The sequence below is a fragment of the Streptomyces sp. CB00455 genome (genome assembly GCF_001905445.1).
GTDB lineage: Bacteria > Actinomycetota > Actinomycetes > Streptomycetales > Streptomycetaceae > Streptomyces.
The window spans coordinates 264,861-288,667 of record NZ_LIVQ01000006.1 but is presented as its reverse complement, the minus strand read 5'-3'; the positions used below and the strand labels follow the sequence as shown (position 1 = coordinate 288,667).

General features: G+C 73.5%; 21 protein-coding genes. 9 read left to right on the top strand and 12 right to left on the bottom strand.

What is annotated here, in order from left to right; genetic code table 11:
• Positions 1-1,173 carry a flavin-containing monooxygenase gene (locus AMK16_RS24760; protein ID WP_073919481.1) on the bottom strand — a complete coding sequence of 391 codons (1,173 nt, stop codon included), beginning with the start codon at positions 1,171-1,173 and terminating at the stop codon, positions 1-3.
• 181 nt (positions 1,174-1,354) lie between these two features.
• Between AMK16_RS24760 and AMK16_RS24755 the strand changes: the two genes are divergently transcribed.
• Both AMK16_RS24755 and AMK16_RS24750 read left to right on the top strand, forming a co-directional pair.
• Positions 1,355-1,807: a DoxX family membrane protein gene (locus AMK16_RS24755; protein WP_073919479.1), complete on the top strand. Its 453-nt coding sequence runs from the start codon at positions 1,355-1,357 to the stop codon at positions 1,805-1,807.
• Positions 1,804-2,271 carry a Zn-ribbon domain-containing OB-fold protein gene (locus AMK16_RS24750; RefSeq protein WP_073919476.1) on the top strand — a complete coding sequence of 156 codons (468 nt, stop codon included), beginning with the start codon at positions 1,804-1,806 and terminating at the stop codon, positions 2,269-2,271. The genes AMK16_RS24755 and AMK16_RS24750 overlap by 4 nt, the downstream gene beginning before the upstream one ends.
• On the opposite strand, the gene AMK16_RS24745 is transcribed toward AMK16_RS24750, so the two are convergent.
• Positions 2,220-2,894 carry a pyridoxine/pyridoxamine 5'-phosphate oxidase gene (locus tag AMK16_RS24745; protein ID WP_073919473.1) on the bottom strand — a complete coding sequence of 225 codons (675 nt, stop codon included), beginning with the start codon at positions 2,892-2,894 and terminating at the stop codon, positions 2,220-2,222. The genes AMK16_RS24750 and AMK16_RS24745 overlap by 52 nt on opposite strands.
• Before the next feature lie 202 nt (positions 2,895-3,096).
• Complete coding sequence (locus tag AMK16_RS24740; protein WP_073919647.1) at positions 3,097-4,320, bottom strand: thiolase C-terminal domain-containing protein; 1,224 nt, start codon at positions 4,318-4,320, stop codon at positions 3,097-3,099.
• Between the two features lie 213 nt (positions 4,321-4,533).
• Here AMK16_RS24740 and AMK16_RS24735 point away from each other — a divergent pair, with 213 nt between their 5' ends.
• Both AMK16_RS24735 and AMK16_RS24730 read left to right on the top strand, forming a co-directional pair.
• Positions 4,534-5,868, top strand: coding sequence for an acyl-CoA dehydrogenase family protein (locus AMK16_RS24735; protein WP_073919471.1), 1,335 nt, complete (start codon positions 4,534-4,536; stop codon positions 5,866-5,868).
• A gap of 146 nt (positions 5,869-6,014) precedes the next feature.
• Complete coding sequence (locus AMK16_RS24730; protein WP_073919469.1) at positions 6,015-6,467, top strand: nitroreductase family deazaflavin-dependent oxidoreductase; 453 nt, start codon at positions 6,015-6,017, stop codon at positions 6,465-6,467.
• A 75-nt stretch (positions 6,468-6,542) separates the two neighbouring features.
• Here the strand turns inward: AMK16_RS24730 and AMK16_RS24725 are convergent, their stop codons facing one another.
• Positions 6,543-7,190: a TetR family transcriptional regulator gene (locus tag AMK16_RS24725; RefSeq protein ID WP_073919467.1), complete on the bottom strand. Its 648-nt coding sequence runs from the start codon at positions 7,188-7,190 to the stop codon at positions 6,543-6,545.
• A 487-nt stretch (positions 7,191-7,677) separates the two neighbouring features.
• Here AMK16_RS24725 and AMK16_RS24720 point away from each other — a divergent pair, with 487 nt between their 5' ends.
• The 3 genes from AMK16_RS24720 (at position 7,678) to AMK16_RS24710 (ending at position 11,676) form a co-directional block, all read left to right on the top strand.
• Positions 7,678-8,475, top strand: a complete 798-nt coding sequence (locus tag AMK16_RS24720) for a VOC family protein (protein WP_073919465.1) — start codon at positions 7,678-7,680, stop codon at positions 8,473-8,475.
• A gap of 223 nt (positions 8,476-8,698) precedes the next feature.
• Positions 8,699-11,110, top strand: a complete 2,412-nt coding sequence (locus AMK16_RS24715; RefSeq protein ID WP_073919462.1) for a serine/threonine-protein kinase — start codon at positions 8,699-8,701, stop codon at positions 11,108-11,110.
• A gap of 68 nt (positions 11,111-11,178) precedes the next feature.
• Entirely contained in the window at positions 11,179-11,676 is a 498-nt protein-coding gene (locus tag AMK16_RS24710) for a peptidylprolyl isomerase (protein WP_073919646.1), read from the top strand.
• Positions 11,677-11,761: 85 nt separating this feature from the next.
• On the opposite strand, the gene AMK16_RS24705 is transcribed toward AMK16_RS24710, so the two are convergent.
• The 3 genes from AMK16_RS24705 to AMK16_RS24695 all read right to left on the bottom strand — a co-directional run bounded on the left by AMK16_RS24705 (position 11,762) and on the right by AMK16_RS24695 (position 17,500).
• Positions 11,762-12,133: a DUF6193 family natural product biosynthesis protein gene (locus AMK16_RS24705; RefSeq protein ID WP_073919460.1), complete on the bottom strand. Its 372-nt coding sequence runs from the start codon at positions 12,131-12,133 to the stop codon at positions 11,762-11,764.
• Between the two features lie 9 nt (positions 12,134-12,142).
• Positions 12,143-16,999, bottom strand: a complete 4,857-nt coding sequence (locus AMK16_RS24700) for an RHS repeat-associated core domain-containing protein (RefSeq protein WP_073919457.1) — start codon at positions 16,997-16,999, stop codon at positions 12,143-12,145.
• A gap of 78 nt (positions 17,000-17,077) precedes the next feature.
• Positions 17,078-17,500 carry a hypothetical protein gene (locus AMK16_RS24695; RefSeq protein WP_143196859.1) on the bottom strand — a complete coding sequence of 141 codons (423 nt, stop codon included), beginning with the start codon at positions 17,498-17,500 and terminating at the stop codon, positions 17,078-17,080.
• Here AMK16_RS24695 and AMK16_RS24690 point away from each other — a divergent pair.
• Positions 17,493-17,864 (top strand): hypothetical protein, encoded by a 372-nt coding sequence (locus tag AMK16_RS24690; RefSeq protein ID WP_073919451.1) that lies wholly within the window; start codon positions 17,493-17,495, stop codon positions 17,862-17,864. The genes AMK16_RS24695 and AMK16_RS24690 overlap by 8 nt on opposite strands.
• Before the next feature lie 210 nt (positions 17,865-18,074).
• Here AMK16_RS24690 and AMK16_RS24685 read toward each other — a convergent pair whose 3' ends face one another.
• Genes AMK16_RS24685 through AMK16_RS24675 form a run of 3 tightly spaced genes read right to left on the bottom strand, consistent with a single transcriptional unit; the run spans position 18,075 to position 20,477 of the window.
• Positions 18,075-18,851: an enoyl-CoA hydratase/isomerase family protein gene (locus AMK16_RS24685; protein WP_073919449.1), complete on the bottom strand. Its 777-nt coding sequence runs from the start codon at positions 18,849-18,851 to the stop codon at positions 18,075-18,077.
• Positions 18,848-19,312 carry a Zn-ribbon domain-containing OB-fold protein gene (locus AMK16_RS24680; RefSeq protein WP_073919446.1) on the bottom strand — a complete coding sequence of 155 codons (465 nt, stop codon included), beginning with the start codon at positions 19,310-19,312 and terminating at the stop codon, positions 18,848-18,850. Before AMK16_RS24680 ends, AMK16_RS24685 begins: the two co-directional genes overlap by 4 nt.
• A 13-nt stretch (positions 19,313-19,325) precedes the next feature.
• On the bottom strand, positions 19,326-20,477 hold the full coding sequence (locus AMK16_RS24675; RefSeq protein WP_073919443.1) for a lipid-transfer protein: 1,152 nt from the start codon (positions 20,475-20,477) through the stop codon (positions 19,326-19,328).
• 102 nt (positions 20,478-20,579) lie between these two features.
• On the opposite strand from AMK16_RS24675, the gene AMK16_RS24670 reads away from it, so the two are divergent.
• Positions 20,580-22,442 carry a FadD3 family acyl-CoA ligase gene (locus tag AMK16_RS24670; protein ID WP_242438884.1) on the top strand — a complete coding sequence of 621 codons (1,863 nt, stop codon included), beginning with the start codon at positions 20,580-20,582 and terminating at the stop codon, positions 22,440-22,442.
• Here AMK16_RS24670 and AMK16_RS24665 read toward each other — a convergent pair.
• Complete coding sequence (locus AMK16_RS24665) at positions 22,439-23,257, bottom strand: class I SAM-dependent methyltransferase (RefSeq protein WP_079191697.1); 819 nt, start codon at positions 23,255-23,257, stop codon at positions 22,439-22,441. The two genes, AMK16_RS24670 and AMK16_RS24665, sit on opposite strands and share 4 nt — an antisense overlap.
• A gap of 274 nt (positions 23,258-23,531) precedes the next feature.
• Positions 23,532-23,720, bottom strand: coding sequence for a hypothetical protein (locus tag AMK16_RS24660; protein WP_073919441.1), 189 nt, complete (start codon positions 23,718-23,720; stop codon positions 23,532-23,534).
• Positions 23,721-23,807: the final 87 nt, after the last annotated feature.

Below are 23,807 nucleotides of genomic sequence, written 5' to 3'. Positions count from 1 at the left end.
CTAAGCGCACAGGTGCCCGCGCACCGCCTTGGCGATCTTCTCCGCGTCCCGGGCCATCTCCCGGAACATCCCGCTGATCGGGTTGGTGAAGCCGGTGAAGTACAGGCCGGGGGCCTGGGCGGGGGCGCGGCCGCCGCAGGCGCGGGGCCGCCCGCGCTCGTCGAGCACCCCGTCGAGGTGGCCCACCAGGCCCTCCAGCGCACGGCGGTATCCGGTCGCCGCGATCACCGCGTCCGGACGGATGCGCGAGCCGTCGGCGAGCACCGCCTCCGCGCCGTCGAAGGACTCCAGGGCCGCGACCGGCTCGACCCGCCCGGCGCGGACCGCGTCGATCAGGCCGACGTCCTGGACCGGGATCGCCCCCTCCCTGACCCTGCTGTACAGACCGGAGGCCGGACGGGGGAGCCCGTACGCCGACAGGTCCGGGACGGACGCCTTCGCGACGAGCGCGCCCAGCCGGTCCACGAGACGCACGGGCAGCCGGCGTACGAGGATCCCCGTGCGCTGGGCCGGCCAGCCGGCGGTGGAGCGGCGCACGATGTGCGGGGCGGTGCGCACCGCGAGCCGGACCCGGGCGGCCCCGCCCTCGGCGAGGTCCACGGCTATCTCGGCGCCGGTGTTGCCGACGCCGACGACCAGCACGTCCTGGCCCGCGTACGGAGCGGGCGCGCGGTAGTCGGCGGCGTGCAGCAGGCGCCCGGTGTAGGTGTCGCGGCCCGGCCAGTCGGGCAGCGCCGGCGTGTGGTTGAACCCGGTGGCGACGACCACGGCCCGGGCGGTGAGCACGCGGCCGCCGCTGGCGTGCAGGGTCCAGCCCCCGTCCCCGTCCGGTTCGAGACGGGTCACCTCGACGCCGGTGACGATCTCCAGCTCGTGGAACTCGGCGTACTTCTCCAGGTAGCGCACCACGTCGGCGCGCGATACCCACCGCCCGAAGCGGCGCGGCATGGCCAGGCCGGGCAGGGCCGAGAGCCGGCGCGTGGTGTGCAGGCGGAGCCGGTCGTAGTGCCGCCGCCAGGAGGCGCCCACCTCGTCGGACTTCTCGATGACCACCGCGCGGACGCCGCGGGCGCGCAGCGCGGCGGCTGCGGCGAGGCCGCCGGGACCGCCGCCGATGACGTACACGGGGCGGGGCTGGGTGGTCATGTCGGGTGCTGCGCTGACTCCGGGCATGAGGTGTGATCGTATCGCCACACTGGGTTGATGGGTCTCGGACGAGCGGGGAATCGATTGCGGATCGATCACGACGGCGCGCGCAGCGCCCGGGGCGGCCGGACCCTTGCGGGATCGCCGCCGATCCGCTGAACTGACGTACCGTCAGGTCGGGGACGATGGGGAGAGGGGTGGGCTGCCGATGCAGACCATCTGGCTCAGCGGGGCCGAATGGGCGGCCGTGCTCCGGACAGGCCTCGGCCTGTGGTGGCTGGAGAGCTGGCGCCACAAGGACAAGAAGGGCTGGTTCGAACGCGGCACCGGCATCGCCTGGGCCGCCGACGTCGCCGGCAAACACCGCTGGGCCTTCGTCAAGGGCGGCTTCGAACGGGTCGTGACACCGCGGCCCAGGCTGATGGCGTACGTCGTCGTCTACGCCGAACTCGCCCTGGGAATAGGTTTGGTCGCCGGCTTCCTCACCCCGGTCGCCCTCGTGGGCGGCCTGCTCCTGAACCTGCTCTACCTGGTGCTGATGATCCACGACTGGGCCGAGCAGGGGCAGAACGCGATGATGGCGCTCATCTCGCTCGTCGCGTTCTTCACCATGGCCTGGCAGACCTGGTCCCTCGACGCGGCGATCGGCCTCTTCCCGTGAGCGGCCCCGCACGCCACGACCTCCCGGAGGCGGACGATTTCACCCGCCCCTACTGGGACGCGGCGGCCGAGGGCCGCCTCCTGCTGCGCCGCTGCGCGCAGTGCGGGCGGGCGCACCACTACCCGCGGGAGTTCTGCCCGCACTGCTGGGCCGGCGAGGACCGGGTCCTGTGGGAGACGGCGAGCGGGCGCGCGACCCTCTACACCTGGTCGGTCGTCCACCGCAACGACCTCCCGCCGTTCGGTGCGCGCGTCCCCTACACCGCGGCGGTCGTCGACCTGGCCGAGGGCCCCCGGATGATGACGCAGGTCGTCGACTGCCCGGCCCCGCAGCTGCGCATCGGCATGCCCCTGGAGGTCGGCTTCGGGCAGCTCGCCGACGGGGTGTGGATCCCGGTCTTCCGGCCCGCGTCTCAGGGCCAGAGCAGCTCACGGACCCAGGAGCCGTTGGCGCGGCGGCGGTAACGCAGCCGGACGTGGCGGCGCGCGGCGTCGCCCTGGAAGAACTCCACCTCCACGGGGTCGAGCACGTACCGCGTCCACGTCGGCGCCGGAGCCTGCGGCTCGGCCCCGGCCCGCTCCCAGGCGGCCGCCGAAGCGCGCGCCAGCTCCTCCACCGAGCCCAGCACCTCGCTCTGCCGGCCGGTGAGCGCGGCGGCCAGCGCCCCGCGGGAACGCACGGCCAGATCGGCCCGGCTCTCCTCGGCGCCGCAGGCGGTGACGGACCCGCGGACGCGTACCTGCCGGCCCACCGACGGCCAGTAGAAGCCGAGCGCGGCCTGCGGCCGGCCGGCCAGCTGCGCGCCCTTGGCGCTGGTGGCGTGGGAGGCGAAGTGCCAGCCGCGCTCGTCGGCGTCGTGCAGCAGCAGCACGCGCACGTCGGGCCGCCCCTCGCCGTCCACCGTCGCCAAGCTCATGGCGTGCGGCTCGGGCTGCCCGGCCGCCGCAGCGTGAACGAACCACTCCCGGAACAGCGCGAGCGGCTCCCCGGGGGCGTCCCCGGTATCGAAGCCGGGAAGCGGCGAGTCCCACACGCGCAGGGCATGCAGGACCTCACGGAACTGGGGGGCGCGGATCTCACGGGTCATGGGGGCCAGGGTAGGGGGCGGGGGCTTCGGGGGGCGGGGGTGGTGCTGGGCGGGTCCGTGACCCCGACCGGCACCACCCCCGCCCCCCGAAGCCCCGCCCCGCCACCCGATCCCGACCACCACAGCCCCCGCCCCCCGAAGCCACCCCAAGCCTCACGTGATGCCGACCGCCGTAGCCCCCGCCCCCTCACCCCCGCCCCCCTCACCCCCGCCCCAGGATCACCGTTCCCGATGAGCAGAACCAGCCGCCCGTGCCCGAGGCCAGGGCTACCTCCGGGAGGCGGCCGCCGGGTTTGGTGACCTGCCCCGGGCCTGCCTCGCCCCGTAGCTGGCGGACGGCCTCGACCAGGAGGAACAGGCCCCGCATTCCGGGATGGCAGGCCGAGAGGCCGCCGCCGTCGGTGTTGACCGGGAGTTCCCCCTCGCGCAACAGGCGGCCCTTCTCCACGAAGGCGCCGCCTTCGCCCTTGGCGCAGAAACCGAGGTCCTCCAGGGTCACCAGGGTCATGTAGGTGAAGGCGTCGTAGATCTCCGCCAGGTCCACGTCCGCCGGGCCCAGGCCCGCCCGCTCGAAGGCCAGGCGGCCCGAGACGGCCGCCGGGGAGACCGTGAAGTCCTCCCACTCCGACATGGTGGTGTGGGAGACGGACGTACCTGCCCCCAGGACCCACACCGGGGTCTTGGCGGTGTCGGGGACGTAGTCCTGCGCCGCCAGGAGGACCGCGCAGCCGCCGTCCGAGCGGATGCAGCAGTGCAGCTTCGTGAAGGGGTCCGCGATCATCTCGGAGGACAGCACCTCCTCCACGGTCAGCGGATCGCGGAACATCGCGCCGGGGTTGGTGGCCGCGTTCGCCCGGGCCTGTACGGCCACCGAGGCGAGCTGCTCCAGGGTCGTCCCGTACTCGTGCATGTGGCGGCGGGCGGCCATGGCGTACTTGGCGATCAGTGTGTGCCCGTAGGGGACTTCGAACTGCAACGGCCCGCGCGCCCCGAAGGAGAGGTTCGAGGTCCGGCGGCGCGCCTTGATGTCCGCACGGGCCGTGGATCCGTAGACCAGCAGCACGGCGTTGGCGTGCCCGGCAGCGATCGCGTCCGCCGCGTGGGCGGCCATGACCTCCCAGGTCGAGCCGCCCACGGAGGTGGAGTCGACCCAGGTGGGGCGCAGCCCCAGGTACTCGGCCACCTCGGCCGGCGCCAGCGTGCCGAGGCCGGCCGAGGCGAAGCCGTCGATGACCGCGCGGTCGAGGCCGGAGTCGGCCAGGGCGCGCCGGGCGGCCTGCGCATGCAGCGCGTAGGGGGTGGGGCCGTCGACCCAGCCGCAGTCCGAGAGCGCGACGCCGACCACCGCGACCTTCCGGCGGGGGGCGGGTGGGCGTGTGGGCGCGGGTGTGGGTGCGGGTCCGGGCGTGAGTCCAGGTCCAGGCATGAGGGGACGGTACATCTGACGTTACGTCAGATGCTAGCCCCTCCGGTAGCGCCCTCCCGCAGCTCCCGCAGCTCCCGCAGGCGCGCTCCGTCGGCGCTCCCGCCGGGCGCCCGCCCGCGCCCCCGCCCGCCAAGCCCCCCGGCCCGCCCCCTGGGCATCTGGTGTCCCCGGCCCTAACATGACGCCCCGTCAGATACGGGGAGGAGCCCGACGATGGATGCCGCCTTCACCACGGAGCAGGACGAGATGCGCCGTACCCTGCGCGAGATCCTGGGCAAACGCTGCGGTCCGGACCAGGTCAAGGCCGCCGTCCGTACCGAGGCCGGGTACGACCGCGAGCTGTGGCAGCAGCTCGCCCAGCGGCTGGGGCTGCCCGGACTCGCCGTCGCCGAGGAGTACGGCGGTGTCGGCTGCGCCTCCGCCGATCTGGCCCTCGCCTGCGAAGAGACCGGGCGGGCGTTGCTGCCCTCGCCGCTGCTGGCCACCGCCGCGCTGTGCGTGCCCCTCATCACCGCCCTCGGTACCCCCGCCCAGCGCGCGGCCCTGCTTCCGCCGCTGGCCGCCGGAGGGCTCACCGCCGCCCTGGCCGTCCCCGGCCCCGCCCTGGCCACCGCCCTTGCGCTGACCGGCCACGACACCGCCGGGCAATGGTCCGGCGGCGGCCGTGCGGGCGGGGTGCAGGCCCGCGGCGACGGGGCCGGCGGCTGGCGGCTGTACGGCGAGGCCGCCCAGGTGCTCGACGGGCACAGCGCCTCGCTGCTGCTGGTCGCCGCCCACACCGGCGGCTTCGCCCGCAGCCGTACCCTGCTGTTCCTCGTGCGCGAGGACGCGCCCGGGCTCGTCCGGTCACGGCAGGCCGTACTGGACGAGACCCGTCCGCAGGCCAGGGTCCAGCTGCGCGACGTGCCCGCGGAGCTGCTGGGCGACGGGACCACGGCCGCCCCGGAAGGTGCGGGGGAGGCGGGAGGCGCGACTGCCCCGGAAGGGGCGGCGGGAGCGGACGGCGCCGCGGAGGGCTCCGGCGCCCACCGGACCCACCGGACCCACCGGGCGCACCCGGCCGGACCGCCCGGCGGCGACGCCGTGCCGGCCGCCCTCGCCGCCGCCGGCCGCACCGCCGCCACCGTGCTCGCGGCCGAGGCGGTCGGCGCGGCCGACCAGGCGCTCGCCCGCACCGTGCAGTACGTGCGCCAGCGCGAGCAGTTCGGCCGGACGATCGGTTCCTTCCAGGCGGTCAAGCACCGCCTCGCCGACCTGTACGTGCAGGTACAGGCGGCCCGCTCGGCGGCCTACTACGCCGCCTGGGACCCGCGCCAGGGCGGCCTCGCCCTCGCCCAGGCCCTGGAGGCCCTGCGGGTGACCGCCGGGGAGGCCATCCAGCTGCACGGCGGCATCGGCTTCACCTGGGAGCACGACGCGCACCTCTACTTCAAACGGGCGGCGGCCGACGAGCTGCTGTTCGGGCCGGTCCACCGGCTGCGGGCGCACGCCGCCGACGGCGCGGGCCTGTTCACCTCGCCCATACAGAGCCGGAAGGTGGCCGTCTGATGACTCGCGAGGCCCGGGAGAATCCCGAGGAGCATGTGGCCCGTGTGCCTCCGGTATCCCCTGCATCCCCTGCATCCCCCGCATCTCCTGCATGTCCCGCATCCCCAGCGTCCCGTGCGCCCCGTCCCGCTCCCGGCGTGAAGCTGATGCAAAAGGTCTCCTCGACCATGCTCTTCGCCAAGATCGCCCCGCATGTCATCCCCGCCCTGGACAAGGCGGTGCACAAGCTGACCCGCGGCAAGGTCATCCTCAGTGCCCGGATGCTGCCGGGCGTGATCCTCACCGCCAAGGGCGCCAAGACCGGCGCACCGCGCACCACCCCGCTCGCCTGCATGCCGGAGGGCGGCGGGGCGAGCTGGCTGCTGATCGGCTCCAACTTCGGCCGGCCCGGGCACCCGGCATGGACCGGGAACCTGCTCAAGCACCCGGACGCGTCCGTCAGTTGGAAAGGCCAGGACATCGCCGTACGCGCCCGTCTGCTGGCGGGGGAGGAGCGTGCGGCGGCGTGGCGGGCGGCGCTGGAGTTCTGGCCGCCGTACGCGGCGTACCAGGCGCGCATCGAGCGCGAGATCCGGTTGTTCCGCCTGGAGCGTCGCTGATCGCAGGCGCGCGAGGCGGGGGAGGCGTGAGGGCGCGAAGGCGCCCGGGGCGGCGGACCCTGGAAGGGTCCGCCGCTACTTGGACGGCTTCTTGCCGGTGATGCCGAGGTGGACGAGCAGCGCCAGGTTCGGCTTGAGCTCGGCCTGCTTGACGCCCCAGGTCTGGAAGCCCTTCTGGTGCGAGGCGACCGCGGCCAGCATGGCGACCAGCGATCCGGCGACCGCGGCAGGGCTGACGTCCTTGTCGACCTTGCCCTTGGTCTGGAGCTCCTTCATCGACTCCGTGAGGGAGTTGGTGACCGAGTTCAGGATCTTCATGCGGATCTTGTAGAAGCGCTTGTCGCCCTCGGCGGCGCCGAGGTCGACGACCCGCAGGATCGCGTCGTTGCGCCGCCAGAAGTCCAGGAAGCCCTCGACGAGTTCCTCGGCGGTGGCCCAGGCGGACTTGCCGACCCAGGTGCGGCCCTCGACGAGCGAGGTCAACTGCGCCCCCTCGGTGGCCATGTGTTCGGCGATCTCCAGGACGGCGCCCTCGACGTCCGGGAAGTACTGGTAGAAGGTCGCGGGGGAGGTCCCGGCCTTGCGGGCGACGTCGATCACCTTCACGTCGCGGTACGGCGAGGAGCTCAGCATCTCGCCGAGGCAGTCGAGCAGCTTCTGCCGCGTCGCCTGGCCGCGCCGGCCGGCGACACGCCCGTCGACGGTGCGTACTTGTCCTGTCATGCCGTCAGCTTACCGAGGGGTGATGGGCGCGCTATTCGGCCGCCTGCAAATGGGGTTACGGGGCCGCCGGCCTGGGCGGAAGCGGGTCCCGGAGGCCCGTGACGGCGGAATCCAGCCGCTCACCGGCCCCCGCCCGGCCCGGCCGCCGACCCGGCCCCGACCCCGGCCCCGACCCCGGCCCTGACCCCGACCTCGGCCGTCGCCCCCGGCCGACCCTCGCCTCCGGCCCCGGCCCGGTCGCCGCCTGACGTCCCGGTCGGTCGGCCGGCGTCCCGGGCGTCCGGCCGGCGGCGGTTCGGGCCGCCGGGCCGCCGGGCCGCTGGGCGGCCTGCCCCCGGTCCGCCGGGCCGTCCCGGGCGCGTCGCCCGGTTCCTCGGACTTTCCCCCGAATAGTCTTATCAACAGGCTGTGGACAAGTTTTCGGGCGGACTATGGCTGGGAGAGGTGGGAAGGCGCATATTCCCGCACAACGGAAGGAACCGGGCTCATGGCCGCATTCGCGGAAGGCGCACCCTGCTGGGTGGACGCCCAGCTTCCGGACGTCGAGGCGGGCAAGCGCTTCTACGGTGAGCTCTTCGGGTGGACCTTCGCGGCCGGCGCGGGCGCCGAGTACGGGCACTACACGCAGGCCTACGGCCCCGGCGGCCGCAACGTCGCCGCCCTCGCCCCCAAGCCCGACGGCCGGATGCCCACCGTCTGGGGGGTCTACCTCTACACGACCGACGCCTACGCCTGCGCCCAGCGCATCCGCGCCGCCGGCGGCCAGATGGTGATGGACCCGATGCCCGTCGGCCCGTACGGAACCGCCGCCATGGCCGCCGACCCGGGCGGCGCCGTCTTCGGCCTGTGGCAACCGGGCACCCACCACGGCTTCGAGGCCCAGCAGGAGCCGTACGCCTACTGCTGGACCGAGGTCTACACGCGCGCCCGCGACGCCGTGGACGCCTTCTACGCCAAGGTCTTCGGCTACGTCCCGCAGGACCAGGACGACGCGGGCGTCGAGTACCGCACCTGGTCCCCGCCCGGCAGCGCGCCCGGCACCGCCACCGCCGTCCTGGGCCGCAGCCTGATCACCGACGCCTTCCCGGAGATCATGCCCGCGCACTTCCTCGTCTACTTCGCCGTTCCCGACTGCGACCGGTCCGCCGCCACGGTCCGGCGCCTGGGCGGCCGGGTGACCGCCGACCCCTTCGACACGCCGTACGGCAGGATCGCCGTCGTCGCCGACAACCAGGGAGCGGTCTTCGGACTGCTCTCGGAAGCCCGGACGGAGCCCGCCGGCTAGCCCTCGCGACGGCCGCCCCCGCTTCCCGGAGATCCGTACCGGTCTGCGGGCCCTGCGCCGTGCCGGGGCCGGACCGGGCGCGGGCCTGACAGAATCGGGGTTGCGCGACCCGGGCGGCCCCCGGAATGAGACGCTGCGCGGGGCAGGGCCCCGCGCCGGCTCGCACGCGCTGGCGGAAGCGGGTCCGGACGAGGACCCGTACGGGGAGGTGTGGAGGCGAGTGGTGGAGCAGCTGACGCAGCACGACCCGAGACGGATCGGCCCCTTCGAGGTGCTGGGACGGCTCGGCGCCGGCGGCATGGGGCTGGTCTATCTCGCGCGGTCCGCGTCCGGACGGCGGGTCGCGATCAAGACGGTGCGCACCGAGCTCGCCGAGGACCAGCTCTTCCGGGTCCGCTTCACCCGTGAGGTGGAGGCGGCCCGCGCCGTGTCCGGCTTCTACACCGCGGCCGTCGTCGATGCCGACCCGCGCGCCGCGGTGCCGTGGCTGGCCACCGCGTACGTCCCCGCGCCCTCCCTGGAGGAGATCGTCAACGAGTGCGGGCCCATGCCCGCCCAGGCCGTACGGTGGCTCGCGGCCGGGATCGCCGAGGCGCTGCAGTCCATCCACGGCGCCGGCCTCGTCCACCGCGACCTGAAGCCCTCCAACGTCCTCGTCGTCGAGGACGGTCCGCGCGTGATCGACTTCGGTATCGCCAGCGGCGTCTCCAACACCCGGCTGACCATGACGAACGTGGCCGTCGGCACGCCCGCGTACATGTCACCGGAGCAGGCGAAGGACTCGCGCAGCGTCAAGGGCGCCAGCGACGTCTTCTCCCTCGGCTCGACGCTGGTCTTCGCGGCGACCGGGCATCCGCCGTTCCACGGGGCCAACCCGGTGGAGACGGTCTTCATGCTGCTGCGCGAAGGCCCCAACCTGGAGGGGCTGCCCGAGGAGCTGCGGCCGCTCATCGAGTCCTGCATGCAGATGGACGCCACCCAGCGGCCGACCCCGGCCGACCTCCAGGCGCAACTGGCCCCTCACCTCTTCGACGGCGGGGACGACAGCGGCACCGCCTCGGCGTGGCTGCCCGGGCGGGCCGTCGCGATGATCGAGACCCGGCGCGCGGGGACCCGTACGCCCTCCGCGGCCGTGGTGCCCGCGCCGGGCGCCGGCCGGGACGGCGCCGCCGCCGCCCGCCGCGGGCCCGTCTCCGGTCCGGTCTCCGGGCCCGCCACGCACCGCCGCCAGCGCGGCGCGGACTCCTGGGTCGACCCGCGCACCGGACAGGCCGTGCCGCAGCGCCCGCACCACCCGCCGATGGCCCAGGTGCCCCCGGGGGAACCGGTCCGCCTGGGCGGCTCCGCCGTGCCCATCGGGCCCGGCCCGCGGGCCGCGGCCCCGGCTCCCGCCGCGCACGCCTCCGCGGACTCGGCGACCGGCTGGGTCCGGCCGCCCGGCGGGTCGGCGGTCGCGCCCCCGGTGGCGGGCACCGTGCCGGCGCCCGCCCCGGCCCCCGACAGCGGCCGCTGGCGCCCGTGGCGCTTCCGCATGTCGAACGAGGTCTGGGGCACCCCCTCCGTCGCCGGAGACCTGCTCTACGTCACCTCCTTCGAGGTCCACGCCCTGGACGTGGCGAGCGGCCGCCGCCAGTTCAAGACCCGCGACGTCGCCTGGTCCATGGCCGTCGCCGACGGCCGGATCCACGCCTCCGACGGCCCGTCCCTCTACGCACTGGACGCCACCGACGGCTCAGAGCGGTGGCGGCTGTCCGCCGACGCCTGGGTGTACGCGCTGCGCGCGGAGCACGGCACCGTCGTCTCCGCCACCCGTGGCGGCGGCGTACAGGGCTGGGAGGCGTCGAACGGCCAGAAGCTGTGGGAGCTGACCGGCGCCCAGACCGACTTCGAGACCCCGGAGGCGGCTCCCGTCCTGCACGACGGCACGGTGTACGTGTGGCAGGACGCCCGGCTGCGCGCGCTCGACGCCCGCAGCGGCCGCGAGGCCTGGTCCTACCCGGTCGGCGACGCGGCCTCCTGCGGCAATGTCCCCGTGCGCGTCACCCCGGCTCCGGACGGGAACGTCTACGTCTCGGCCGGCACCCGGGTGCTGTCGGTGGACCGGGCCTCGGGCCGGGTCCGCTGGCACTTCGAGGCCCCCGCGGTCTTCCTGGCGCCGCCGGCCTTCGCCCCGGGCGCCGCGGTCACCGGCGGCGGGGTCTACCTCGCGGACTACCTGGGGACCGTCTACGCCCTCGACGCGGCCACCGGCCAGGACCGCTGGCGGATCGCGACCGAGGCCAGGTCCTCCTCGGACCCGGTGCTGGTCGCGAACGGCAACGTCCACCTGGGCGCGGGCAGCGCGCTGTACACGCTCGACGCCGTCACCGGCACCCCGAAGTGGCGGTTCGCGGCGGGCGGCGAGATCACGGGCCTGCCCGCGGTCGCGGACGGCCGGGTGCACTTCGGCTCGGCCGACCACTGCCTCTACACGCTGGACGCGGCGGGTGGCCAGCTGCGCTGGAAGCTGGCCACGGGCGGCGAGATCACGGGCGCCCCGGTGGCGGAGGCGGGCGTGGTCTACGCGTGCAGCAAGGACCGCTGCGTGTACGCCCTGGACGCGGCCAAGGGGACGGGCACCCGGACGAGCGGCTGACCTGCCGGTAGGCGGGGCTGCGGCCCCGCCTGGCAGCGCACCGCACCGGGAGTGACAGGATGGACCCCATGAGCAACGTCTACTTCGACATCACCATCAACGACGAGCCCGCGGGCCGCATCGTCTTCAAGCTCTTCGACGACGTCGTCCCGAAGACCACGCAGAACTTCCGCGAGCTCGCCACCGGCGTGCACGGCTTCGGCTACGCGGGCTCGCCGTTCCACCGCGTCATCCCGCAGTTCATGCTGCAGGGTGGCGACTTCACCAACCAGAACGGCACCGGCGGCAAGAGCATCTACGGCGAGAAGTTCGCCGACGAGAACTTCCAGCTCAAGCACGACCGCCCGTTCCTGCTGTCGATGGCGAACGCCGGCCGCAACACCAACGGCTCGCAGTTCTTCATCACCACCGTCGCGACCCCGTGGCTGGACGGCAAGCACGTCGTCTTCGGCGAGGTCGTCGAGGGCTCGGACCTCGTCACCAAGATCGAGTCCCTGGGCTCCCAGTCCGGCGCCACCCGCGCCAAGATCGCCATCGCGGCCTCGGGCGTAGTCGACGCCGCCTGATACCCCACCGGCCGGCCGGCCCCGCCCCCACCGTGGGCCGGGGCCGCCGCCATGCGGGGCCGCGCCGCGGCGCGGCCCCGTGCGGTCAGAGGTCGTCCGGGGTCCCGTCAACGGCGGGCCCGCAGCCCTCGGGGAGGGTAGCGGCGATCAGCTGATAGGCCTCGTCGAGGGTTTCCGTCACACCGAGGAGCGTGTTGTCGGACTGCCGGCGCACTCGGTAGCCGCCGCTCGTTTGCGGGAACGCGGTGCCGACATCGTGGGTCCACGGATACCGGGTGCACCTGCTCAGGTACAGCACGCCGTGGCTGACCGCGGGAAACAGTTCCCTCAGGGCCGGGTGGTTGTACGCGGCCCGCGGCACGGCGGGGTCAACCCGCTCGGGACCGTAGGCCAGGATGGTTTGCCATTCCTTCGCCACGATCTCAGAGGCGGTCTGGGGAGTCTCGGCGTTCGTCATGTGGTGATGTCACCTCTTTTTCGGCAGGTTCGAAAGATCCGGCTGGATCTCCGGGATATCCGGCTTGGGGACGTGGATTCGCTGGTTCTCGGAATACCAGTGGATCTCCTCCCAGGGCCGTCCCGGACGCTCGTGGTCAGGATCGCCCCAGGCAGCGGCCCCGTCGTACTGGGTAACGGCCGCGGCCACCCGGCTCATCTCCCAGGCCGTGCCGTCACCGCGGCGCGGGTAATTGTCCTCGTGCAGCGTATTGAACGGGGCGCCGTGCCTGGCTGCCGTCTGGAACGCGTCAACGATGTCCTCCGGGGTGTTCCAATTGCCCACATGGCCGCTGCTGTTCGGCATGCCGTCCAAGGTGATCGACAAAGTTGTCCCCCGGTCGCCGATGGCGTCCATGACGTTGGTCATCCATACCGGACCGCCCGCCTCCTGCCCCGCGTAGGCAGGACCGTTGTATGTGTGGGCGCCGGGATCTCGCGGTCTGGTCGGGTCGTGGTAGTCCGGGTCGCCGGGATCGTTGCGCAGGTACCGCGCCAGCGTCTCGGAGGCATGCTGGGGAGCCACGTCGACTCCCAGCACCACGCTGTGCCGGTGCTCGCCGTTCTGGCGGTGCGGGCACATGGCCAGGCCCAGCGGGTCGGTCCACCGCGTCGGGTTGTCGACGTACGCGAACGCGTTCGGGGCCGGGGCCAGGCCCAGCGGGTCCGGCGAGACGTAGCGGCCCGAGGACGGGTCGTAGTGGCGGTGGCGGTTGTAATGGAGCCCCGACTCCGGGTCGAAGTACTGTCCGGGGAAGCGCAGGGGCGTGTAGGCGCCCGCGTCGCGGTTCCAGGTGGTGGAGCCCCAGAGCGTGGCCCGGGTGTACCAGGCCACCTCCCCCTGCTCGTCGACGAGCTCGCGCGGGGTCCCGATCAGGTCCGTGGCGATCGCGAAGAAGCGGCTGTCGACCTCCGACCGGCCCAGGAACCGCCGCTCCACCTGGGTGACCGGCGTCATGCCGTCGTGGTCCCACGTCAGCGCGACCGATTCCGGTGAGCCGGGTGTGCGGGTCACCTGTTCGACGAGGACGTCGCCGTCCCAGGTGAAGGACACCTCCTCGGCGACCGATGTCCCGTCCGCCGCCAGGCGCTGCTTGGCGATGCGGCGGCCCAGGGCGTCGTACAGGTACCGCCAGCGGGTGCCGTCCGGGGTCGTGACCGCCACCAGGCGGTCCTCCACGTCCCACTCGTACCGCCATGTGTCCGGCTTGCGCGAGAGACGCTGCTTCTGGCGGAGTACCACGCGGCCCTGTACGTCGTGCTCGTAGCGGACGGAGCCCGCTTGCGTCAGCCGGGTGCCCGCATAGGACCGCGCGCCCGTGGCGGAGTCGTCGTCCGCCGGCCAGACGGCCTCCGTCTGGTTGCCGGCGGCGTCGTAGGCGTACCGCTCGGTCCACTGCGCGGCGGACACGCCCGTGACGCGGCCCCCCGGCGTCAGGTCGAACCGGCGCCGTCCGGTGAGGCGGTCGCCGACCTCGGTGAGGTGTCCGTCCGGCCGGTAGGTGTACGAGCGCTCTTGGACGGTCCGGTCATCGGCCGCCCGGATCAGCTGACCGGTGAGGCGCCCCTGCTCGTCGTAGGCGTGGTCGATCGTCAGGGCTTCGCCGATGCGCCGCGTCGTCTCGCGGCCCGACTCGTCGAACCGGAACGTCACCTGCCGGCCCGAGGCATCGAGGCGCGCGCTGCGGTCACCGGGGAAGGCCCAGGTGCTGACGGCTCCGGTCGGCGTGACGCGACGCGTGCGCCGTCCGGCCTCGTCGTGGGTGTGGACGAGTTGCCGACCGTTGCACAGCTCGCGAAGAACCCGGCCCGAGGCGTCCCGTACGTAGGTGAGCTCCGCGTCGGGGCTCACGGCGCGGGTCAGGCGTCCGGAGTCGTCGTAGGTGAAGTGGGTGAGTGCGCCCCCGGCGTCCTTGACGACCACCCGTCCGGCGCTGTCGCGCTCGTAGCGGATCGTCTGGCCGAGCCCGTTGGTACGGCTGGTCAGCCGGCCGGACAGGTCGTGCGTGTAGTGCAGGCTGCGGCCGTCGAAGTCGGTCTCCGAAGTACGGCGGCCGACCGCGTCATAGGTGTAGCTCCACGTCTGGCCGGACGGGTTCGTGACCAGGGTGAGGCGCAGCTCGGTGTCGTAGGCGAAGGAGTGGCGGGCGCCCTCGGGCGTGGTGCGTGCTGCGATCAGGTCGAAGTGGGTGTACTCGAAGCGGGACTGCCCGCCTGCCGCATCCGTGTGCGTCAGGCAGTTCCCCTCGCCGTCATAGGTCCAGGCCTGCGTGGAGCCGCCCGGATCCGCCCGGCGGGCCAGCTTGCCCTCGACCGTCCACTCCAGCTCCGTGGCCCGCCCGTGCGGGTCGGTGATCAGGGTCGGGCGGCCGAAGGCGTCCCGCACGTAGCGGGTGACGCCGCCTTGTGCGGTGCGGATCGCGAGGGGCAGGCCCGCCGGGTCGCAGTGGATGCGTTCCGGTCCGTCGAGGGAGTCGTCCACACCCGTCAGGTGTCCCTGAGCGTCGTGGAAGAGCCGTGTCGTCGTGCCGTTCGGCCGGGTGAACAGGGTCGGATTGCCCCGCTCGTCGTATTCCTGCCGCGACGTCGCGCCGTCAGGGGTGCTGACGGCGGTGAGCTGGTGCCTGTCGTTGTACGCGACGGTGACCGCGCTGCCGTCCGGGTGGACGATGCCGACGAGGTCGCCGCTCCCGTCGTAGGTGTAGGTCGTGGTCCGGCCCTGGGGGTCGGTGTGCGCGAGCAACCGGTCGTACGGGTCCCAGAGCCGGCTGACCGTGTGCCCCAGCGGGTCGGTCTCGGAGATGACCTGGAGGTGGTCGTTGAACCGGAAAACGGTGGTCGCGCCCGTGGAGTCGGTGTAACGGGTGGTCCCGGCCGCCGTGTCGTAATCGAAGGTCGAGGAGAGGAAGCCGTCCGGACCGATCGTGCGCACGACGCGGCCGGCGGTGTCGTAGACATAGCGAAAGGTGGAGTTGTTGCGGTCGGTCCAGGACGTGACGCGGGCGTGCTCGTCATAGGTGAGGAGCTGTGGCAGGCCGGAGGAATTGGTGAGGGCGGTCAGGTTGCCGGGCTCGTCGTAGCCGTACGACATGACCGGGACGGGCCCGTCGGCAGCGCGGACCGCGAGCTCCGCGACCCGCTGGTCGCCTGTGGCGACGTCGACGGTGTAGCCGCCGCTGTGGGTGACGCCGGTGGGCGCGCCGTCGGCGGCCCGGGCGAAGGTGATGGCGTTGGCGTTGCGGTCTTCGATCGCGGTCAGCCAGTATGCCGTCGAGGCGCGGTAGGGGCTGCCCGTGAAGGACCTCTTCAGCCCGGTGCGGTCGTCGGTGACGGTGTACGTCGTCTCGCCGCCGTCGTCGCCGGCGTGAGCCAGGGCGAGCCGGGGGCCCTCGAGCGGCAGCACGGGCTCGTCGCCGGTGCGCGGCAGGCGCGGGTAGACGAGGAGGGAGCCGTCCTCGCGGGCCCAGACGGCGCCGAACCCGACCGGATCGGGCTCCAGGCGCTCGTCGAGGGTGGAGGCCCAGCTGCGGCCGAACCACTTGCCGTAGCGGTACCCGGACAGATGGGTACGCCTGAGGACCAGGGGCAGGGTGCCGGGCAGGGCGAGGTCGGTCTGCGGCAGGGTCATTTCGCCGGTGACCACGTCGATCGGGTCGTTTTCGCAGCGCTTCTTGTCCAGCGAGATGGCGTTGCGGCGCGGTTCGTCCTTGGCCCCGTGCAGGGCATCGGGCCTGGTGCGGCTGCTCGCCCCGCCGTTTCCGGCACTGCGGTCCGCCTTGCCGCTCCCGTCGCCGCCGTTCTTCTTCAGGCGGTTGAAGTCGTCGTGGATCGCCTGATCGTTCTTCTTGTGGTCCGTGGAGATCTGCTTGACGGCCTTGGGGAGGGTCTTTCCGACGTGGTCGCCCATGGCTTTGGTGGCTTTGGTGAGGGCGGCCATGGCCTTGTCGGCGACCGGGTCGATGGCCTGGGCGATGGAGTCGCGGCCGCGGGTGCGGCCGTGGTGGTGTTTGGCCTTGGCCAGTTTCGCGGTGGTCTTGCCGTGGATGCCGGTGCTGACGTGGGTCAGGTTGGTGCCCGCGCGGGTGTGCTCGGAGTGCTCGATGTGGAGGTCGACCAGGCCGGTCCCGCCGCCGGTCCCACCGCCGGCGCCCGCCGAGGCCAGGTGCAGGGATTCCTTGCCGGACTGGACGCCGTCGTGGAAGCCGTCCTTGCCGGCGGTCTTGGCCTGGTCGAGGTCGACGCCGTCCTGGAGACCCAGCGCCATCGAGCCGAGCTGGACGACGAGGTCGGCGGCCATGCCCTCCAGCGCGGCGACGGCGGGCTCGGTCATCGCCGAGACGATGTAGCCGACGGCCTCTTCGACGCACTCCTTGATGAGGCGCTTGATGACCTCCTGGGTCGCGCGCATGGCACCGGCGCCGATCAGCATCGACAGGCCGCCGGTGACCGGTATGAGGGAGAGCGCGATCCCCGCTTCGCTGGCGAGGTAGCCGAGCTGGACGAGGGCCGCGGTCTTCATGCCGACCACGGCTCCGGCGGCCAGGTCCATGGCTCCGGCGATGGTGCGCGCCGCGCTCGCGATGTCCTTGAAGTGGCGGCCCTTGACCTTGTTCCAGTGCTGGTTCAGCGCCTCGATCGACTCGCCCTTGCTGGCCGACAGCAGGCGCTCGACATGGTTGTTGGCGAGCTGGCCGTCATCCAGCAGGTCATCGGCGAATTCGCGGAGCGAGTCGGCCATCTCCCGGTAGGCGTCCTCGTCGACATTGGGCCAGGCCACGCCGATCAGGTCCAGCAGTGTGTCCGCCCAGTCGGGCACCGTGACCGACATGCCCCCACCCCCCGTACCTGTGAACGTTCCCCCGATGCTTGTGCGAACCCATCTTTCCATGACGGTCTGACAGTGCCGCTACGCAGGAGGGAAGTTGGCCGACACGCCCCTCGTGGTGGGCAGGAACCGGTGCCGGGGTGTGTTTGCGGGGGCGACCCAGGGGGTGGTGCGCAGGAAGACGGGGTCCGGGGGCGAGGGCGTGCGGGTGGGGGAGGGGGCTGGTAGCGTGACGCGCCGTTCGTCCGAGGGGGAGTGGTCGGTCATGGTGGCTGGACGTCGTATCAGGTTCACCGCGGTGCTGGTCGCCGTCGTCTTCGCGCTGACCGGGTTCTCGTCCACGGGCGGCAGCGGGAAGAGCAAGAGCAGCAGCAGTAGCGGAGGCGGCTGTTCCAGCTCCAAGTCCAAGAGGAAGAAGAGCCACAGCGGCAGCAGCGGCAGCACGGCGTCGTCCTCGCCGTCCGCGAGCCCGAGCGGCGACCCCGCCACGGCCGTGGTGGTCACCTGCACCAGCGGCGCCTCGCCCGTCACCACCGTCAGGGTCACCTCCCGGCTGAGCCGCAAGGCGACCTTCGAGGTCTCCCTCTCCCGGGAGGCGGCATCGGCCGCCGTCGTCGAAGCGTCCACCCTGGAGGTGACCCTCGACGCCCGCGAGTCCCGTTCGGTGGACGTGCCCCTCAAGGACCCCGTGCGCGCCGCGGACGTCCGGACCTGCCGGATAGGCGACGTCAGGCTCACCTCCGGCTCCGCCCCGGCGGCGAGCTCGCCCCCGACCGGCGGCTCCGGCTCCACGGGCGGCGGCTCCTCGGGCGGCTCCACGGGCGGCTCCACGTCGAAGCCCCTTCCGAAGCCCGCCAAGACCCGCTAGGCAGGCAGGCCCGGCCGAGGCCGGGCGTGACCTCTGGCCAGGCCGGCGCCGCGCCTATCCAGGCCCCGCGCCGCCCCCACGCAGGCCCCGCGCCGCCCCCACGCAGGCCCCGCGCCGCCCCTGCGCAGGCCCGGCCCAGGCTCCTGGCCGCCGCCCCCCGCGCCGCCCCCCGCCGGCCCGGCGTGACTCCCGCCAGAGCCCCGCGCCGGCTCAGCGCAGCCGGAAGTCCGTGCCCGGCCGGCGGGCACCGAACAGTTCCGCCTGGCGTTCCGGCGCCGCGTTGCCCAGCGCGATCAGCGCCGGGGCCTGCGCCAGCGCCTGCTGCAGGGCCGCCTGCTTCGCCGACCACAGGGCCCGTACGGTGCCCTGCACCGCCTCCGTCGGGAAGCCCGCCAGCGTCCGCGCCGCGCGCAGCGCCGCCGGCAGCAGCTGCGCGGGCTCGGCCAGCTCCGAGACGAGCCCGATCTCGTAGGCCCGCTGCGCGGAGAGCCGCTCCGCCGTGCCCATCAGGGACATCCGCGCGGCCTCCCCGAAGGGAATCCGCTGCGCCATGTAGACGGCTTCGTAGGCGCTGACCATGCCGTAGGCGGTGTGCGGGTCGAAGTACGTCGCCGCCGACGAGGAGATGATGAACTCCGCCTCGCCCAGCAGGTAGAACGCACCGCCGCACGCCATGCCGTTGACGGCGGCGACCACCGGCTTCCACAGGTCGCCCGCCTTGGGGCCGATCGCGGCCAGCGGATCGTCCACCGAGTACGGGGACGGCGGCTGCGGCACCTGCACGCCGCGGTCGATGCCGGTGCAGAAGGCTGCCGTACCGGAGCCCGTCAGCACCACCGCCCGGACGTCCGGGGCGGTGCGGAACTCCCGCCACACCGCTGTCAGCTCGCCGGCCGTCGCCAGGTCGATGGCGTTGTGCCGGTGCTCCCGGTCCAGTGTGACGACGGCGACCCCGCTGTCCCCGTCCCGCTCCACCCGCAGCGTCATGCCTTCTCCAGCGTCCAGCGCGGCACGGCCATCCCGCCCGTGTCGGTGAAGACCACCTGCACCCGTGCGCCGATGCGCAGCCGGGCCGGGTCCACCGAGTTCAGCGGGGCGTCGGCCGAGGTCACCAGGTTCCCGGCCAGCCGGATGTGCGGGGCTTCGGCGAGTTCCACGAGGATGACGTTGTACGGGGCCTGCGCCGCGTACGCGGGGAGCAGCGGCGGGTGGGGCAGGACGTAGGACCAGATGCGGCCGCGACCGCTCACCGGGCGCCACTCGCTGTCGAAGGACTGGCAGTGCGGGCAGCAGGGCCGGGGCGGGAAGCGCAGCCGGCCGCAGGCGGTGCAGGCCTGGATGCGCAGTTCGCCCCGGGCCGCGTGCTTCCAGAAGGGGGCGCCGTCCTCGTCGGGGACGGGCAGCAGGAGCGCTTCTGCGGCGGCGGCGTGCGCGGCGGTCGTCGTCATGGCGCGGTTCTCCTCAGGCTCGAAGCAGGATCGCGGACGTCGGGACGCCTTCGCCCGCCGTCACCAGGCAGGTCGCGGCGTCCGGCACCTGGGCGGTGGAGGTCCCCCGCAGCTGCTTGACCCCCTCGTTGATCAGGTTGAAACCGTGTACGTACGCCTCGCTCAGTCCGCCGCCCCCGGTGTTGATCGGGAGCCGGCCGCCCATCTCCAGGGCGCCGCCCTCGGTGAAGGCGGCGCCCTCGCCGCGGTCGCAGAAGCCGTAGCCCTCCAGCGAGAGCGGGATCAGCGGGGTGAAGGCGTCGTAGATCTGGGCGACGTCCACGTCCGGGGGGCCGAAGTCGGCCTGCTTCCACAGATGGCGGGCGGCCGTCCAGGCCGGCCCGGACAGCGGGTCGTCGTTCCAGTAGTTGACCATGCCGTGGTGCTGGGCGGGCAGGCCCTGGGCGACGGAGTGCACGTAGACGGGGCGTTGGCGGCAGTCCCGGGCCCGCTCGGCGGACACGATCACGCAGGCCAGGGCGCCGTCGGTCTCCAGGCAGTTGTCGAACAGGCAGAGCGGGTCGCTGATCATGCGGGAGGTCATGTACATCTCGCGGGTCAGCGGGCGCTCGTACATCATCGCGGCGGGGTTCTCGTTGGCCCGGTTGCGGCAGGCCATCGCCACGTTGAAGAGGTGGTCGCGCGTGGCGCCGTACTCGTGCATGTAGCGGCGGGCCAGCATGCCGATCTCATCGGCGGGTCGCAGCAGGCCGAAGGGGCGGGTCCACTGGCCGGGGGTGGGGAGCTGGACGGCGGTGTTCTTCCAGGGGCGCGGCCCGGACCCGCGTTTGCGCGAGCGCCACGCGACGCCAGCGGTGGCCTGGCCGGTGGCGACGGCGGCCGCGAGGTGGCCGACGGTGGCGCAGGAACCGCCACCGCCGTAGCCGACCTTGGAGAAGAAGGTCACGTCCCCGGCGCCCACGGCCTTGGCGACCTCGACCTCGTCGGTCTCCTCCATGGTGTAGGAGGCGAAGGCGTCGACCTCGCAGGGCTGGATGCCGGCGTCGGCGAGCGCCGCCAGGATGGCCCGGCAGGCCAGTTCCTTCTCGGACTGGGGGAGTCGTTTGGCGAAGGCGGTCTGCCCGATGCCGACTATCGCCGTAGCGTCTTTGAGCGTTGCCACCATCGCCCACCTCCGGTGTGCACCAGTGCTGACAGCCGCGAAGGGTACAGCTAATCTGACGGATAGTCAGCTACTGCGGTACCGGGTACGGGGGAGGAACGGGCCATGGACGAGGACGGACGCGGGGAGCCGGCCGGGAACGGGGACGGGGGCGGATCCCGGCACGGGGGCGGGGGCGCGGGACCGGGCGGGGGCGGGGGCGGGGGCGCGGGACCCGGCGGAGGCGGATACGGGGACGCGGGCCCCTGCCGGGACGAGCCCGCAGCCGGCCTCGCAGCCGGCCCCGCAGCCGGCCCCGCGGCCGGCCCCGGAGTCGATACCGGAGCCGGAGCCGGCGCCGACACCCCCGAGGACCCCCGGGGCGACCTCCGCTGGGGCAGCCTCGCCGGACTCGTCAGGGACGCGGCGGCCCGGTACGCGGAGCGCGAGGCCGTCGTCGACGGCCGCGTCCGCATCGACTACGCCCAGCTCGGCGCGCGCGTCGAGCGCGCCGCCGCCGCCTGCATCGCCGCCGGGATCGAACCGGGCGACCGGGTCGCCGTCTGGGCCCCCAACACCCTGGAGTGGATCGTCTCCGCCCTCGGTGCCGTCTCCGCCGGCGCGGTCCTGGTCCCCCTCAACACCCGCTTCAAGGGCGCCGAAGCCGTCTATGTCCTCCAGCGCAGCCGAGCCAGACTGCTCTTCGTCACCGGCACCTTCCTCGGCGCCTCCTACGTCGCCTCCCTGCGCCGCGCGGCCGCCGAAGGCCCCGGCTCCGGGCCGCTGCCGGGGCTCCCGTACCTGGAACACGTCGTCGTGCTCGCCGAGGACGCCCCCCACTCCTTCCGCACCTGGAAGGACTTCCTCGCGGGCGGGGACCGGATACCGGCCCGGACCGTCCGCGAACGGGCCGGGGCGATCCCCTCCGACGCCCCCTCCGACATCGTCTTCACCTCCGGCACCACCGGCAGCCCCAAGGGCGCCGTCATCACCCACGCCCAGTCCCTGCGCTGCTACGCCGTCTGGAGCGAGCTCGCCGGCCTGCGCGAAGGCGACCGCTACCTGATCGTGAACCCCTTCTTCCACACCTTCGGCTACAAGGCCGGGATCATCGCCTGCCTGATGCGCGGGGCCACGATGGTCCCCCAGCCCGTCTTCGACGTGGACACCGTCCTCGCGAACGTCGCCGCCGAACGGATCTCCGTCCTCCCCGGGCCGCCCACCCTCCACCAGTCCCTCCTCGACCATCCCCACCGCGACCACCACGACCTGTCCGCCCTGCGCCTGGTCGTCACCGGTGCGGCGATCGTCCCGCTGCGGCTCGTCGAACGGCTGCGCGGCGAGCTGCGCGTCGCCACCGTCCTCACCGCCTACGGCCTCTCCGAGGCCAGCGGCATCGTCACCATGTGCCGCCGCGGCGACCCGGCCGAGGTCATCGCGGCGACTTCGGGGCGCCCCGTACCCGGTACGGAGCTGCGCATCGCCGGCCCCGACGGGAACGCCCGGCCCGCCGGCACGGCCGGCGAGGTCTGGGTCCGCGGCCACCACGTCATGCAGGGCTACTTCGAGGACCCGGCCGAGACCGCCGCGGCCGTCACCCCCGAGGGCTGGCTGCGCACCGGGGACGTCGGGGTCCTCGACAGCGGCGGCAACCTGCGCATCACCGACCGGATCAAGGACATGTTCATCGTCGGCGGGTTCAACGCCTACCCCGCCGAGATCGAGCAGCTCCTCGGCCTCCACCCGGACGTCGCGGACGTGGCGGTCGTCGGCGTTCCCGACCCGCGCCTCGGAGAGGTCGGCAAGGCGTACGCCGTCCGGCGGCCCGGTTCCACCCTCACCGCCGACGGCCTGATCGCCTGGTCCCGCCGGGAGATGGCCAACTACAAGGTGCCGCGCGCGGTCGAGTTCGTCCCCGAGCTGCCGCGCAACGCGAGTGGAAAGGTGCTCAAACGCGAACTGCGGGCCCGCCCGGCGGCCCTGCCCTAGGGAGTGTCGGCCGGACGCTGCCCACCTGTGTCCGGGCAGTCGGCGTCGGGGCCTCCGGTGTCGGGGCCGCCTGCGTCCGGGCCGCCGGTCTTGCGGGCCAGGACCAGCCGCCAGCGCGGCGCGCCCCCGGGCAGCCGCCCGAAGTGCTCCAGCGCCACGGTCGTCACCGCGAAACCGGCGGCCCGCAGGTCGTCGCGGACCCCGCCCAGCGGGAAGGTCCGGTAGTACATGACGAAGGGAGGCCGCCACACCGCGTTGCGCACCCGCATCGCCGCGTCGAATCCGGCCAGCGCCCACCACACCGGGGCGGACGGCGAGAGCGGGGCGCCGATCGGGAAGGCGAAGAGGCCGCCCTCGCGCAGCGCGCAGTGCACGCCGCCGAAGACGGCAGGCCGCTCGGCCGGCAGGAAGTGGCCGAAGGCACCGAAGCTGACGGCCAGGTCGTAGGAGTCGCGCAGTGCCGACGGCAGGGCGCGCGCGTCGGCCCGTACGAAGTCCACCGGCGGCGAGCCGGGACCGTGCGCCCGCGCGGCCCGGGCCAGCATGCCCGCGCTGAGGTCCACCCCGGTCACGCGCTCCCGGCACAGCCGCCGCAGCATTCCGGTCGCGGCGCCCGTGCCGCAGCACAGGTCCAGGCCGGCTCCGAAGGAACCCTCCCGCTGGGCGAGGGTCTCCTCGACGGCGTCGAGGATGCGGTCCGGAGTGCGGAAGGGCGTGTGGTCGAACTTCGGCGCGAGCAGGTCGTAACCGCGCTCGACGGAGGAGAGGGCCTGCACGGCGAGTTCGCGGACGCTCGGCCCGTGGGAGGAGAACACGACCCCAGACTAGTGACCGGGCCGGCCCCGGCGGCGGGATCACGACGGCCGCACCTGCCGGAGCCGGAAGGACGGCGGCGCCCGACCCCCGCTGCCTGCGGGAGACCGCGGGCAGCGGACACACGGCGGCGGCCGCGGTGGCTTCCCCTCCAGGCCACCGCGGCCGCCGTTCCCCCGTACGTTCCCCCGTACGTTCCCCCGTACGTTCCCCCGTACGTTCCCCCGTACGTTCCCCCGTACGTTTCCCCCGTACGTTCGTGTACTGCGCCCGCTGCTACGGACGCGGGCCGGACGCGTGGTTGTCCAGCGTCTGGATCTCCTCGTCCGCCGCGTTGGTGTCCAGCGGCTTGATCCCGATGCCCGACGCGTGGTTGTCCAGCGTCTCGATCTCGACCCCCGAAGCGTGGTTGTCGAGCGGCCCGAGCGGGCTGTCGGTCGGCAGGGTGTTCTCGTTCGTCGTCATCGGTTCTCCTGATGGATGGGTAGGGCCCGTTCGGCGATTCCCCCGCGGACCGCCGAACGGGTAGTCCTCCAACCGACCCGGATGCCC

Excerpts from the sequence above, each read along its gene's own strand:
- AMK16_RS24760 (WP_073919481.1), bottom strand. The coding sequence starts at position 1,173 with ATGCCCGGAGTCAGCGCAGCACCCGACATGACCACCCAGCCCCGCCCC.
- AMK16_RS24755 (WP_073919479.1), top strand. The coding sequence starts at position 1,355 with ATGCAGACCATCTGGCTCAGCGGGGCCGAATGGGCGGCCGTGCTCCGG.
- AMK16_RS24745 (WP_073919473.1), bottom strand. The coding sequence starts at position 2,894 with ATGACCCGTGAGATCCGCGCCCCCCAGTTCCGTGAGGTCCTGCATGCC.
- AMK16_RS24740 (WP_073919647.1), bottom strand. The coding sequence starts at position 4,320 with ATGCCTGGACCTGGACTCACGCCCGGACCCGCACCCACACCCGCGCCC.
- AMK16_RS24735 (WP_073919471.1), top strand. The coding sequence starts at position 4,534 with ATGGATGCCGCCTTCACCACGGAGCAGGACGAGATGCGCCGTACCCTG.
- AMK16_RS24730 (WP_073919469.1), top strand. The coding sequence starts at position 6,015 with ATGCAAAAGGTCTCCTCGACCATGCTCTTCGCCAAGATCGCCCCGCAT.
- AMK16_RS24725 (WP_073919467.1), bottom strand. The coding sequence starts at position 7,190 with ATGACAGGACAAGTACGCACCGTCGACGGGCGTGTCGCCGGCCGGCGC.
- AMK16_RS24720 (WP_073919465.1), top strand. The coding sequence starts at position 7,678 with ATGGCCGCATTCGCGGAAGGCGCACCCTGCTGGGTGGACGCCCAGCTT.
- AMK16_RS24710 (WP_073919646.1), top strand. The coding sequence starts at position 11,179 with ATGAGCAACGTCTACTTCGACATCACCATCAACGACGAGCCCGCGGGC.
- AMK16_RS24705 (WP_073919460.1), bottom strand. The coding sequence starts at position 12,133 with ATGACGAACGCCGAGACTCCCCAGACCGCCTCTGAGATCGTGGCGAAG.
- AMK16_RS24700 (WP_073919457.1), bottom strand. The coding sequence starts at position 16,999 with ATGTCGGTCACGGTGCCCGACTGGGCGGACACACTGCTGGACCTGATC.
- AMK16_RS24685 (WP_073919449.1), bottom strand. The coding sequence starts at position 18,851 with ATGACGCTGCGGGTGGAGCGGGACGGGGACAGCGGGGTCGCCGTCGTC.
- AMK16_RS24680 (WP_073919446.1), bottom strand. The coding sequence starts at position 19,312 with ATGACGACGACCGCCGCGCACGCCGCCGCCGCAGAAGCGCTCCTGCTG.
- AMK16_RS24675 (WP_073919443.1), bottom strand. The coding sequence starts at position 20,477 with ATGGTGGCAACGCTCAAAGACGCTACGGCGATAGTCGGCATCGGGCAG.
- AMK16_RS24670 (WP_242438884.1), top strand. The coding sequence starts at position 20,580 with ATGGACGAGGACGGACGCGGGGAGCCGGCCGGGAACGGGGACGGGGGC.
- AMK16_RS24660 (WP_073919441.1), bottom strand. The coding sequence starts at position 23,720 with ATGACGACGAACGAGAACACCCTGCCGACCGACAGCCCGCTCGGGCCG.